This window comes from Caulobacter segnis ATCC 21756, from assembly GCF_000092285.1.
In the GTDB taxonomy this organism is placed as follows: Bacteria; Pseudomonadota; Alphaproteobacteria; order Caulobacterales; family Caulobacteraceae; genus Caulobacter; species Caulobacter segnis.
In genome coordinates, this window is sequence record NC_014100.1 from 4,372,882 (window position 1) to 4,384,895 (window position 12,014).

The window sequence follows — 12,014 nt, forward strand, 5'->3', positions numbered from 1 at the left end:
CGCGCACGGAGTCAACGCAGCAGCCAAGCCTAGGTTCAGCACGCCAAATAACCGGCCTGTCGGCGTAAACGCGCCGATCCAACGTGGCGCCGGTTTAGCGCCAGGCGTTCACCGACATCCTCCAGATCGAGGCGGCGACACGGCGACGTTGCCCCCCCGCTCCAGGGTTCGCTCGCCTAGGCGGAACGTGTCGATGACCTGGCGGTTTAGATGCTCGCGCGGACGCGGGTGGATATCTATGGCCAAGAACACGCCGATCAATCCCCCGGCTGTCACCGGCGCCGGGCGTCGAGAACTGCCGGCGTATGTCTCAAACGGCTTGATAGGCCTACGGGTCAGAGACGTGCCGCTAACCACGGGCATGACGCTTTTGAGCGGCTATAGCGGAGAGCACTACGAGCGCCAGATCGAGGCGGCCGCTGTTGCGCCCTACCCCATCGCCGGAGACATCGCTCTGGATGGCGCTTGGCTTTCGGATAAGTCCCACCAGATTTCCGACCTTCAGCAAGCCTATGACTTCTCCGCCGGTGAACTGACCAGCCGCTTCACGTTCCAGGCCGAAGGCGTCAGCGCCCAGGTCGAGGTGCTGACATTCTGCAGCCGCGTCGATCCCACCCTGGTCTGCCAGGAGGTGAGCATCACCGTCGACAAGGGCTGCAGCCTGGGTCTTCGCGCCATCGTCGACGCCAGCGGCGCGGATGGCCGCGCCCTTAGGCATAGTCGCGTCACCCCTGGCGAACCCGAGCCGTCCACCGACGGGGCGTTGTTGTGGGAGTCGGCGGGAGGTCTCTCGACCTGCGGCGTGGCCTTCGTGTCCCAAGTGCTGGGTGTCGGCGACCAGCAGCCCACGCGTCCGCCGCTGCGCGATCAGCGGCTGGTCACCGAATACGGATTTCGGGCACGCGCGGGGAGAAAGGTGCGTCTGCGCCAGATCGCGAGCCTCATTCCCTCGGCGCTCCACACGCTCCCCGACCAGCAGGCCGCGCGCCTGGCCGCGAAGGCGGCGAACGACGGGTTCGACAAAATCCGCCAACAGAACCGCGCAGCGTGGGATGAACTTTGGAAGGGCCGCATCCGCCTGGAGGGCGCTGAGGACCGCTGGCAGAGCCTGGCCGACGCGGCGTTCTTCTATCTCAACAGTTCAGTTCATGCCTCGTCGCCCGCCTCGACCTCGATCTTCGGTTTGGCCACCTGGCACGACTATCACTATTATTTTGGCCACGTGATGTGGGACATCGAGGCCTTCGCGGTTCCAGCCCTATGCATGCTGCAGCCCGAGGCGGCCCGTGCGCTGCTCGATTATCGATCTTCCAGGCTCGACGCCGCCCGGCAAAACGCGCGCCTGATGGGGCGCAGGGGAATTCAGTTTCCCTGGGAAAGCGCGCCGACCAGCGGCCAGGAGGCTGCTCCCCTTCCCGGTACGGCGGCATGGCATGAGGACCATGTGTCCCTCGACGTGGCGCGCGCCTTCTCGCTCTACGCCGACGCGACCGGCGACCGCGAATTCCTGCGGACCCGCGCCTGGCCGGTGCTGGCGGGAGTCAGTGAATGGATCACCACCCGCGTAAGCAAAACGGGACGCGGTTACGCGATCAACGAGTCGATGGGCATCGCCGAGCGTGAGAATCCGGTCGACAACGCGGCTTTCACGAACATGGGCGCCGTGGTCGTCCTGCGCGACGCTGTCCGCGTCGCGGCGGACCTCAACCTTTCTGCCGATCCAGAGTGGACAAGGATCGCCGACGGCATGGCCTTGCCCATGCGCGGCAAGGCGGTGATCTCGCATGAAGCCTATCGGGTCGATGAGGAAAAGGGCGCTACGCCTGATCCGCTGATGGGGCTATTTCCCTTCGGATATCGCCTCGATCCGGCCGAGGAGAAGGCGACGCTCGAATTCTATCTGGGCATGGCGCAAGACTACATCGGCAGCCCTATGCTCTCAGCGCTTTACGGCGCCTGGGCCGCGCGCCTGAATGACCGCCGCCTGGCTCTGAAGTTGCTCGACGAAGGCTATGGGCAGTTCTGCACCGGCCGGTTTCTGCAAACGCTCGAGTACCGCGCCGATCGCTTCCCGGAACAGCCGCAGGCCGGGCCTTTCTTCGCCAATATCGGCGGGTTTCTCACCGCTCTGCTGTTCGGGTTTACGGGCCTGCGCGCTGGCCCGGACGCGCCTGACGCGTGGGTCGAGCGCGAATGCGTATTGCCGGAAGGATGGACCTCGATTGAGGTTGATCGCCTGTGGATCTGTGGGCAAGCCATGCGGCTTGTCGCTCGCCAAGGTGAGACGGCTCGGCTCATCCCCCTCTGATCAAACGCCGCTCCGGCCGCACCGGTGTTGCGACGCCTAGTCGCGGTGGCTGCGACGTCGCTCTTAATGGATCTGGTGGATCCAAACCGCCATTCTCGCGGCATGACGGCTATTGCTTGCCTTAAGATTTTTGTTGGCGAGGACCTGCGCTTCGGCGACGCCGACGCCATGGCGGCGCTCGTCGCCAAGGTCGCGGGCGCCTATCTCGAGTCATCGTGGACTTGGCCGAGGCGTTACGGACTGGTGGCGCCTTACGCCTTTGTTCTAGCGGATCCCCGCGCAACGCGTCTCGACGCGCGCGAGCTGCAGAAGATGGCGCGCGACCTTCAGGTCAAGATGTTCGGCGACAAGGGCGCGGGCGAGGTCGCGCTCTTGATGTTCGAGGGCGATCAAACGGATGTGATGCGCTTCGCCAGCGCCCACGACGAGGCGCTGAAGGCGCTTTTGTCCGGAGAGGCTGGCAGCGACTTCGCGGGGCGGATCTGCAAGATCACGCCAGATGTCGTCACCAGCGTCCAGCCACCCGGCGGCCCGCTGGACGGTGCGCCTCCGGCCGCGGAGCTCGCGGCGATCGAGCCAGAGCCGCCGCTGGATGGCATCGGCGCCCTGCTGGACGCCCCGCGTCGAAACACTGGCTGGTGGGGTATTTATTATCTGGCCAAGGAGCGGTTCGTCGGTAGCGGCGTCGACTGGCGTCTGGCTTGGGACGAGCAGGCGTTCGGAGCCCTCGAGCACGCCGACATGGTCGCTCACGATCTCGCCTGCCTGGAAGCCGCCCAGGCGCAGCTGCGTAATCGCGATCCTGGCTACATCTTCCTCCCCTTCAGCTTCTCGTCCCTGGTCAAGCCTTCGGTGCGGGAGATCTATCAGGGCGCGGTCAGCCGGTTTCCACGCGCCTTGAGCTCGCGACTGGCGGCCAGCGTCTACGACGTGCCCCGAGAGCCAAGCTATGGAGCCATCGCCCAGATCCGCGGTTTCTTGAATCCAAACTTCTCGCTGCTTGATCTCCACGTGCGCGATCCTGGATTCCGCATCGACAGCCTTTCGGTCGGTGTGGTTCACAGCGTCACTCTCGTGCTTGAGGGCGACGACGAACGCGTGCGGCTCGCCGCGATCACGCGCTTCCTCAAGGACGCGCCCGTCTATCGCGCCAAACGCGTCTGGCAGGGTGTGGCCATGGTCAACAGCCTCAAGGAGCTCGACCTCTGCCGACGGCTGAAGGCGCCGTTTCTAAGTGGTCCGATGGTCGCCCCGCTGACAAGCAAGCCCACCGGCGAGGTCGCGATCGCGCCAGAACGGCTACCCTATCGCGCGAAGGTCGAGCGCGTTCGAGACGGGCTCGGAGCTTAACTGAAAAGGGTGCTCAGACCCAGCAAGCCGCAGTTCGGGTCGTTGACGAGATATAGCGGAACGTCGCGCATATAGTCGGCCATCTGCCCCTTCGCTTCGAACCGGCGACGCAGGATCTGGCGGTCGAGATGGCGTCCCCATGACAGGACGGTCGCGCTGATAATGTAGATGCCGCTCCTGGCGCCAACGGTCAGGACAAGATTGCCGCAGACGGCGCCAAGCCACGCCGACACCAGAGCGAACGTCTCGCGCGCCACGGGTTCCTCTCGCTCAGCGGCCGCGATCAGCGCCTGCGCGTTGTCGGGGCGCGCCGGGGCTCCAGCCAGCGTCGACAGGGCAAGCGCCACGTCAAGCAAGCCATTGCCGCAAAGCACCTTGTCGGCGGAGACGTGGCCGTATGTGTCGCGCAGAAGCCTAATCACAGCAGCTTCACGATCACTGGCCGCGGCGAGGTCGGCGTGCCCGCCCTCGGCGGCTGCGGCGGTCCACCCGACGAAACCGTCGGGGTAAAGTATCGACATGCCCACGCCGGTTTCGGACGGCCCGATGGCTCCCGCCGGCGCGTCGCGATGGGGCGCCCCTGCTCCTATGGACTCCAGAGCGCCGTGATCCAGCAACGGCACGGCCAAGGCCCGGGCGGTGAAGTCGTTGACCAGGCGTAGTCGATGGATCCCAAGCCCGGCCGCTATGCTCTCGGCCACAAGGCGCATCGGGGCGTGGGTAAGCTTGATCGCCCCATTGAGACTGGGGCCCGGCGCGGCGATGGCGACGCCGAGAATGGGGCCCGGCGCTTCAGCCAGGGCTCGCGAGAGGATCTCGATGAGCGCCTCCTGGCTGTCGCAGTCGACAACGCCGACGTCGACTGGCGCCCGGCCCGGCTCGGCCAGACCAATACGGGCCTTTTCGCCGTCAACGTCGGCGACGAGCGCGTAGGCCGTTTTTTCTTGCGACACGATCATCGGCTCAGCTCCTGGGGGCCGCCAATGGGCGAGCGCCGTTCGGGATAGCCTCGCCAAACCCAAGCCGCTCGCCAAGGTGGCTCTGTGTCGCAATCCGCCACGTGATCCTGGGAAAGGTTCTCCTAGCAAACCACCATGGGCGGGGCCCTCTGACCGACGGGGCGGAGCCCGTCATTCACCGCGAGGGCTCACTCTCGACGTGGGAAAGACCTGGCCGTAGAGCAGTTCGGCGAGGCGCTGTCCCATGTCGCCTTCATCGCCGTAGGGGAGCGGCCGGCGCGCCCCAGGCCGCCCTGGAAGGCAAAGACCTAGGCCCGCGCCCGTCGATCACGCAGCCGACGGGCTCCGGGACCAAATGGCTACTCGGCCGCGACTGGAACCGGCTCAACGTCGGAGGGCATGGCGTGTCCGGCCAGGGCCGCGTCGAGCGCTTCCTTGTCCAGCGCCTTCTCCCAACGGCTGACAACGATGGTGGCCACGGCGTTACCGATGAAGTTGGTGAGAGCCCGGCATTCGCTCATGAAGCGGTCGACGCCGAGGATCAGCGCCATCCCGGCCACGGGTACGCTCGGCACGACGGACAAGGTGGCGGCCAGGGTGATGAAGCCCGCGCCGGTAACACCCGCGGCGCCCTTGGACGACAGCATGGCCACGCTAAGCAGGAGCAGTTGGTCGCCCAGGGACAAGTGGACACCAGTGGCCTGGGCGATGAACAAGGCCGCCAGGGTCATATAGATGTTGGTACCATCGAGATTGAACGAGTATCCCGTGGGCACCACCAGGCCCACGACAGGCTTGGCGCAACCGGCCCGCTCGAGCTTGTCGATCAAGCTGGGCAGCGCCGATTCCGACGAGCTGGTGCCCAGCACCAATAGCAACTCGCTCTTCAGATAGCGGATCAGCTTCAGGATCGAGAAGCCGTTGAACCAAGCCACCGCGCCCAGCACCACGATCACGAAGATGATCGAGGTGACATAGAAGGTCGCGACCAAGGCGGCCAGATTGACCACCGAGCCGATGCCGTACTTGCCGATAGTGAAAGCGAAAGCCCCGAAGGCGCCGATCGGGGCCGCCTTCATCAGAAGGCCGACCAGGCGGAAAAAGGCGTGGGCGATCGACTCCAGGAGGTCCACCACGGGCTGGCCCTTGTCGCCGATCAGGACGAGCGAGACCCCGAACAGGATAGAGAAGAACAGCACCTGCAGGATATCGCCGTCGGCGAAGGCGGCCGTGACGGTGGTTGGAATGATGTTGCTGAGGAATCCAACGATCGTCGTCTCGTGGGCCTTGGCGGCGTAATCAGCGACCTTGTCGCTATGGAGCGTCGCCGGATCGATGTTCATCCCAGCGCCCGGATGAACCAGGTTGCCGACCACCAGGCCCAGCACCAGCGCCAGGGTTGAGAAGGTCAGAAAATAGGCGAAGGCCTTCAGCACCACCCGCCCGAACTTCCCCAGGTCGCGCATGCCGGCGATGCCTGTTGCGATGGTCAGGAAGATCACCGGGGCGATGACCATCTTCACCAGCTTGATGAAGGCGTCGCCGAGGGGCTTCAGGTCGGCGCCGAACTTTGGCCAGAAGTGCCCGATCAAGGCGCCGGCGATAATGGCGACCATCACCTGGACATAGAGCTGCGCGTACCAGGGACCGGGACGCGGCGATGCGGCGGCGGAAGGGGTTTGGGGGATCATCCGGCGGGCTCCTGGGCTGGCTTCCTCGCACGCCCTTTCAAGCCGGGCGCTTGCGACCACAGTGGCTCAGCCCTCTGAAACCGGGAGTCTCCCCGCAAGAAAACCCATAAGCATATGTTTAAATAAAAGAATATGCCCTTCCGGGCTCGCCAACCCCACCAAATGAGTGCCATAATCAGCCCACATCTGGTTCAGATTGTGCGGTTCATGACACAAGCTCCATCGGTCGACCCGACAGCGCTCTCCGCCGCTCCTCCTCTCCTTCCGTCTCGCCGCCTCGCCGCTGTCGTCCTCATGACGGCGATGATCGGCGTTCTACTGGTCTGGTTGGTGGGAGCGCTGGTGGAGCAGCGGGCGATGGCCGCCTTGCAGGCGCGGTCGGCCGCTTCGGCTGCGTTGCACGCCGCGGTGCTCCGCAGCGAGCTCGACAAGCAGCGTGCGCTGCCGCTTGTCCTGGCTGACGACGCCGACGTCAAAGCCGCCCTCGCCACGCGCTCCGCGCCGCGCCTGGAGGCTTTGTCGCGCAAACTGGAGGCGCTCGGGACTCAGGCGCGTACCGCGGCGGTCTACGCCATCGCGACCGACGGCATCACCGTCGCCGCCAATAACTGGCGCCTGCCGACGAGCTTCGTCGGTGCGGACTATCGATTTCGGCCCTATTTCACCAAGGCCCTGCGCGACGGTTACGCCGAGCAATTCGCCCTGGGCACCGTCAGCCGCAAGCCAGGCCTCTACCTCGCCCGCAGGGTCGACGGCCCATCGGGCCCGCTGGGCGTCGTGGTGGTCAAGTTGGAGTTCGACGGTGTCGAGGCCGCATGGCGGGCCATCGGCGAGCCGGCCTTTGTGGTCGACCGCCAAGGCCTCGTGCTGATCGCCAGCGAGCCACGATGGCGCTTTCTGTCGCGAGACCCCTTACCTCAGGCCAGCCGCGACGCCTTACGGGCCCAAGGTCAATACGGCAAGGCGACCTTCGCGCCCCTGCCCTTGCGCTCGGCGTCCGGCACGGTCGTCCGCACCGACACGCCCCGCGCCGAGCGGCAGATCGAGACACGCCTTCGCGAGATCGCCCCCGGTTGGACCCTGCACCTTCTCAGCACCGCCGTTCCCGCCGAGCAGGCCGCGACAGCGGCGCGATGGATCACCGCCCTGGTCTGGACCCTGTTGAATGCCGCCCTGCTGTGGTTGTGGGTGCGGCGGCGGCGGATCAGCCTGGCCGCCCAGCGCGACCGTGAGGCTCGTTTAGAACTAGAGCGCAGGGTCAAAGCGCGCACCCAGGATCTGACCCAAGCCAATCGCGCCTTGTCGCACGAGGTCGAAGAACGCCAGCGCACCGAAACACGGCTTCGCTCACTGCAAGCCGACCTGATCCAGGCCAACAAGCTCGCCTCGCTGGGTCAGATCACCGCCGGCGTGGCGCACGAAATCAACCAGCCGGTGGCGACGATCCGCGCCAGCGCCGACAACGGCCTGCTGCTGCTCTCCTGCGGCGACCGCGAAGCGGCTGGCCAGACCCTCACGACCATCGTCGCCATGACCGAGCGGATCGGCCGGATCACAGACGAGCTGCGGGCCTTCTCCCGCAAGGCCGATGGTCGTGTGGAGCCGACTCTGGTCACCGAGGTGATCGACGGCTCGGTGCTGTTGACCGCGAGCCGATCGCGCCGCCAGGAGGCCAGGCTCGTGCGACAGGGCGAGGCCGGGGGCTTGAGCGTTCTGGGCGAGCGGGTCCGGCTTGAGCAGGTGCTGGTGAATCTGTTGCAAAACGCCTTCGAAGCCGTCGAGGATCGCAAGGATGGCGTCGTCACCGTCACCGTGCGCGATCGGGGCGACATGGTCGATGTCGCGGTCAGCGACAACGGCTCTGGTCTTGCGCCGGAGGTGGAGGCGGCTCTGTTCACGCCCTTCCTGACCACGAAGCCTCGCGGCCTGGGCCTTGGCCTGGTCATCGCCCGTGACATCGCCGCCGACTTCGGCGGCGACCTGACCGCGACCTCGGCGCCAGGGCAAGGCGCGACCTTCACCTTGACCCTGCGCAAGGCTGTTCCATGAGCGCGACGGTCAACAAGGTCCTGCTCGTGGACGACGACGAAGCTTTGCGGAGCGCGGTGGCGCAGGGCCTGATGCTGCGTGGCTTCGACGTCTCCGCGTTCGACAACGCCTCGGCGGCGCTCAAGGCGCTGTCGCGAGACTTCGGGGGCGTGGTGGTGTCGGACGTGCGGATGCCCGGCATGGACGGCTTGGCGCTGTTCGAGCGCATCCAGACGATCGATCCCGACATCCCCGTGCTGCTGATTACCGGTCACGGCGACGTGGCCATGGCCGTCGCGGCCCTGCAGGACGGCGCCTACGACTTCGTGTCGAAGCCCTTTCCGATGGAGCGACTGACGGCGGCGCTGTCGCGCGCCCTGGGAGAAGCGCGGACTGGTGCTGGACAATCGACGCCTGGAACTGGCCGCTCAGGCCGTTGGCGGCTCGCCCCTGCTGGGCGACACCCCCGTGATCCGACGCCTGCGCGCCACCGTCGCTCAACTGGCTGACGCCGAGGTCGATGTCCTGGTCCAGGGCGAGACCGGCGTGGGCAAGAATCTGGTGGCCCAGGCCCTGCACCGCGGCGGAACACGCCGCGCCCGGCCAATGATCACGGTCAACTGCGCGGCCCTTCCAGAAGCCGTATTCGAGAGCGAACTGTTCGGCGCGGTCAGCGGCGCGGGGGGCGGCAGGCCGGGTATCGGCCGCATCGAGCGCGCCGACCGCGGCGTGCTGTTCCTGGACGAGATCGACGGCCTCTCGCCGACGATGCAGGCCAAGTTATTACGCGTGGTCGAGGCGCGAGAGATCTGGCCCCTCGGGGCGTCCGAACCTCGCCACCTCGACCTGCGCATCATCGCCGCCAGCCAGGTCGACCTCGCCGAAGCGGTGCGCAACGGGACATTTCGCGCCGACCTTTATTATCGCCTCAACGTCGTCACCCTGGTGGTTCCCCCCCTGCGCGAGCGGCGCGAAGACGTCGCTTTGCTGTTTGGCCAGTTCCTGGCCGCCGCGGCGGCGCGCCTACGGCGTCCCGTACCGCGCCTGGCGGCCGCGGATCGCGACCATCTTCTCAACCACGATTGGCCCGGCAACGTCCGCGAACTCGCACACTACGCCGAGCGCCTGGCGCTGGGGCTGTCGAGCGCGCATGGCGAGGAGTTCCGGAGCGTTTCCGGAGGTCTCGCGGAAAAGACGATGCGGTATGAGGCCATGATCATCCGCGAGACACTCGCGGCTTGCGGCGGCGACGCGCGAAGAGCCATGGCGATCCTGGAAACGCCGCGTAAGACGTTCTACGACAAGCTGCGGCGTCACGGTATCGAGATCGATAGATATCGCTCACCCAAGCGTCCGGCGCATGGCTAGAGTCTCGGCGAACGACGGCTAAGAGCCCTGAGCGCCTGGCCCAAAGCGGACATTCTCAACTTCGCTGATGAGTCAAAGGCAGCCATTGGCCCGCTTCAGGGAAGTGAACGCCAGACCCTGATGCAGTCGCCCTCTCGGCCACCACGCGTGGGCGCAGGCGGGGGCTTCCTTTCGGGCGGCGATGTGAAGTTTGGCCAGACGCTTCTCGCAACGCTCGCGGACCATCTCCCGCGGCACGCCGATCCGCTCTTCCGGCCACGTCAATTGCTCGGCGTAGTGGCGATACGGAGCGGAGGGTGTTCGCACCCAGCGCTCCTGCCGGTGTGGCAGGTCATCCAACAGGGCGGGGCGGAATTGCGCTTTGAGGCGGACATCCGCCCGCGAGCGCCATGGCTCACGGACGGAATCCCCCACCTGCGGCTGAGGGGCGGGACGGCGGTGATTTGTCCACCGTCCTCAGCCACCGGTACGGCTTGCATGTCGCCTGTATCATTAGGGACGGCGGACAAGCCTGGAGGACCGTCGCCGAGACGGGTGGCGATCACGGCCCTCTACTGGGACATTACCAAAGCGCGCGGTTCGGGCCGACGCCGCGATGTCTCAGTTTGTTGACCTGACGTCTCAATCTGGCGAAGCGGCGTTCAGCGAAGCCGCGCATAAAAAAGGCGCGGCGGTCACCCGCCGCGCCTCATTTTCAACGCCTCTTGGCGACGATCAGAAGAAGCGCTCACCGATGCGAATGGTGTCGCCCGGAGCGACGACGATCGACGGCGTCAGTTCGCTCTTATTCTCCGTCGTCTCGCCGTTATGCTTGATCCAGACGTTCTTCTTATCCGCGCGATAGGTGAAGCCGCCGGCGGTGGCCACGGCGTTCAGCACGGTTAGGCCGGACGTGTAGGGATAGGTGCCCGGCTTCTCCACCTCGCCGAGGATGTAGAAGGGACGGAAGGTCAGCACCTCGGCGCTAACGCGCGGGTCCTTGAGATAACCATCGCTAAGGGCCTTCTGAACCGCTTGCTGGAATTGACCCACGGTCATCCCGCCCGCCTTGATCTCGCCGATCAGCGGTAGGGACATCAGGCCGCTGCCAGTGACGAAGAACTCGCCCGACAGCGAGGGTTCGCCATACACCGTGACTCGGACCTTGTCCGACGGGCCCAGCAGATAGTCCATGGACTGCGCCGGCGTGACGGCGGGCGCGCTCGGAGAAACGGCCTGAGCATGCGCCGCGCCAGTCATGGCGCCGAACGTCATGAACACGGCCAGCGCCAACATGGAGAGGGCGCGAGACAGTTTCGAAACACCGATCATTGCGAAGCTTCTCACCTTCAGACTTACAAGACGCGGAGATTGAAATTGCACATCGCACGTGACCGGCCGATGAACAAGGTGAAGTCTCAGGCCGCTCGCGCTTTACTGAACTGGATGATCTTAGGCTCGCCACCATCTAGTCTAACAGCGGTAAGCACGCCGGTCGCATAGGCGCCGGTGTCCACATTGATCCGCCGCCGGCCGATGAAGACCTCCTCCACCGGCGTATGGCCATGCACCACGACGGCGTCCAGGCCGTGAGCGTTGTCCAGGAACTCGTTGCGTATCCAGAGCAGGTCGGAAGCGACCTGACGCTCCAGGGGCAGGCCAGGACGCACGCCGGCATGGACGAAGACGTGATCGCCGTAGACGACCATCAACTCAAGCTGCCTTAGGAAGGCCTCATGGGTCGGCGGGAAAGCCGCGCGGAAGGCCAAGCGCGTCTGCTCCCACACCTCGGGTTCGGCGCGCCCGACGGGTCGCTGCACGCCGTAGGAGGCCATGGTCTCCCCGCCGCCGTATTCCACCCACGACGGCCCGGCCATCGGATCGTCGAGGAAGTGCAGCAGCGTCTCCTCGTGATTGCCCATGAGAGCTCGGAACTCGAAGCGCCCCTCAGCGGACTGTTGGCGCAGGTCGATCAACCGATCGATCACGGCCGCAGACTGAGCTCCCCGATCAACGTAGTCGCCCAGCATGATCAGGACCGGCCGGTCCTGGCGCCCCAGCGTACGGAAATCTTCCGTCATACGTTCGATCAGGCCATCCAGGAGATCGAGCCGACCATGCACGTCCCCAACGGCGTAGAGCAGGCGTCCGTCGGTGGACGCCGCGCGGTGGGCTTGCTGCTTCGGCCGAAAGAGAGATTTGAACATCGAGCTCGCCAGGTCGGCGACGGGCGCCGTGAAGATCATTCAATTTTGCCCCAGCCCGCCTCTCAGTTCAACGGCGCGCAGGCCGGTTAACCCTGAATTTAGCAAACCAGTTCTCGATCAATTT

The 12,014-nt window shown here is 65.7% G+C and carries 10 protein-coding genes; 5 read left to right on the plus strand and 5 right to left on the minus strand.

Annotated elements, in window-relative coordinates; all coding sequences use genetic code 11:
- Positions 1-238 precede the first annotated feature (238 nt).
- Together CSEG_RS19955 and CSEG_RS19960 are read left to right on the plus strand one after the other, a co-directional pair.
- Positions 239-2,308: a glycoside hydrolase family 65 protein gene (locus CSEG_RS19955; protein ID WP_013081041.1), complete on the plus strand. Its 2,070-nt coding sequence runs from the start codon at positions 239-241 to the stop codon at positions 2,306-2,308.
- Positions 2,309-2,410: 102 nt separating this feature from the next.
- The gene (locus CSEG_RS19960) at positions 2,411-3,658 is read left to right on the plus strand and encodes a hypothetical protein (protein WP_013081042.1); all 1,248 of its coding nucleotides are present in this window, start codon (positions 2,411-2,413) and stop codon (positions 3,656-3,658) included.
- On the opposite strand, the gene CSEG_RS19965 is transcribed toward CSEG_RS19960, so the two are convergent.
- Entirely contained in the window at positions 3,655-4,692 is a 1,038-nt protein-coding gene (locus CSEG_RS19965; protein WP_244264914.1) for a glucokinase, read from the minus strand. The genes CSEG_RS19960 and CSEG_RS19965 overlap by 4 nt on opposite strands.
- Before the next feature lie 284 nt (positions 4,693-4,976).
- On the minus strand, positions 4,977-6,308 hold the full coding sequence (locus CSEG_RS19970) for a dicarboxylate/amino acid:cation symporter (protein WP_013081044.1): 1,332 nt from the start codon (positions 6,306-6,308) through the stop codon (positions 4,977-4,979).
- 294 nt (positions 6,309-6,602) lie between these two features.
- On the opposite strand from CSEG_RS19970, the gene CSEG_RS19975 reads away from it, so the two are divergent.
- The 3 genes from CSEG_RS19975 to CSEG_RS19980 are packed head-to-tail and all read left to right on the plus strand — an operon-like array spanning position 6,603 to position 9,704.
- Entirely contained in the window at positions 6,603-8,357 is a 1,755-nt protein-coding gene (locus tag CSEG_RS19975) for a sensor histidine kinase (protein WP_013081045.1), read from the plus strand.
- Positions 8,354-8,845, plus strand: coding sequence for a sigma-54-dependent Fis family transcriptional regulator (locus CSEG_RS23640; protein WP_322786021.1), 492 nt, complete (start codon positions 8,354-8,356; stop codon positions 8,843-8,845). The genes CSEG_RS19975 and CSEG_RS23640 overlap by 4 nt, the downstream gene beginning before the upstream one ends.
- Positions 8,733-9,704, plus strand: a complete 972-nt coding sequence (locus CSEG_RS19980; RefSeq protein ID WP_322786022.1) for a sigma-54 dependent transcriptional regulator — start codon at positions 8,733-8,735, stop codon at positions 9,702-9,704. Before CSEG_RS23640 ends, CSEG_RS19980 begins: the two co-directional genes overlap by 113 nt.
- A 72-nt stretch (positions 9,705-9,776) precedes the next feature.
- On the opposite strand, the gene CSEG_RS22765 is transcribed toward CSEG_RS19980, so the two are convergent.
- From CSEG_RS22765 to CSEG_RS19990, 3 genes are all read right to left on the minus strand, one after another.
- On the minus strand, positions 9,777-10,010 hold the full coding sequence (locus CSEG_RS22765; protein WP_013081046.1) for a hypothetical protein: 234 nt from the start codon (positions 10,008-10,010) through the stop codon (positions 9,777-9,779).
- A 408-nt stretch (positions 10,011-10,418) separates the two neighbouring features.
- Positions 10,419-11,015, minus strand: coding sequence for a polysaccharide biosynthesis/export family protein (locus CSEG_RS19985; protein WP_013081047.1), 597 nt, complete (start codon positions 11,013-11,015; stop codon positions 10,419-10,421).
- An 86-nt stretch (positions 11,016-11,101) separates the two neighbouring features.
- On the minus strand, positions 11,102-11,929 hold the full coding sequence (locus tag CSEG_RS19990; RefSeq protein ID WP_013081048.1) for a metallophosphoesterase family protein: 828 nt from the start codon (positions 11,927-11,929) through the stop codon (positions 11,102-11,104).
- Between the last annotated feature and the right edge of the window lie 85 nt (positions 11,930-12,014).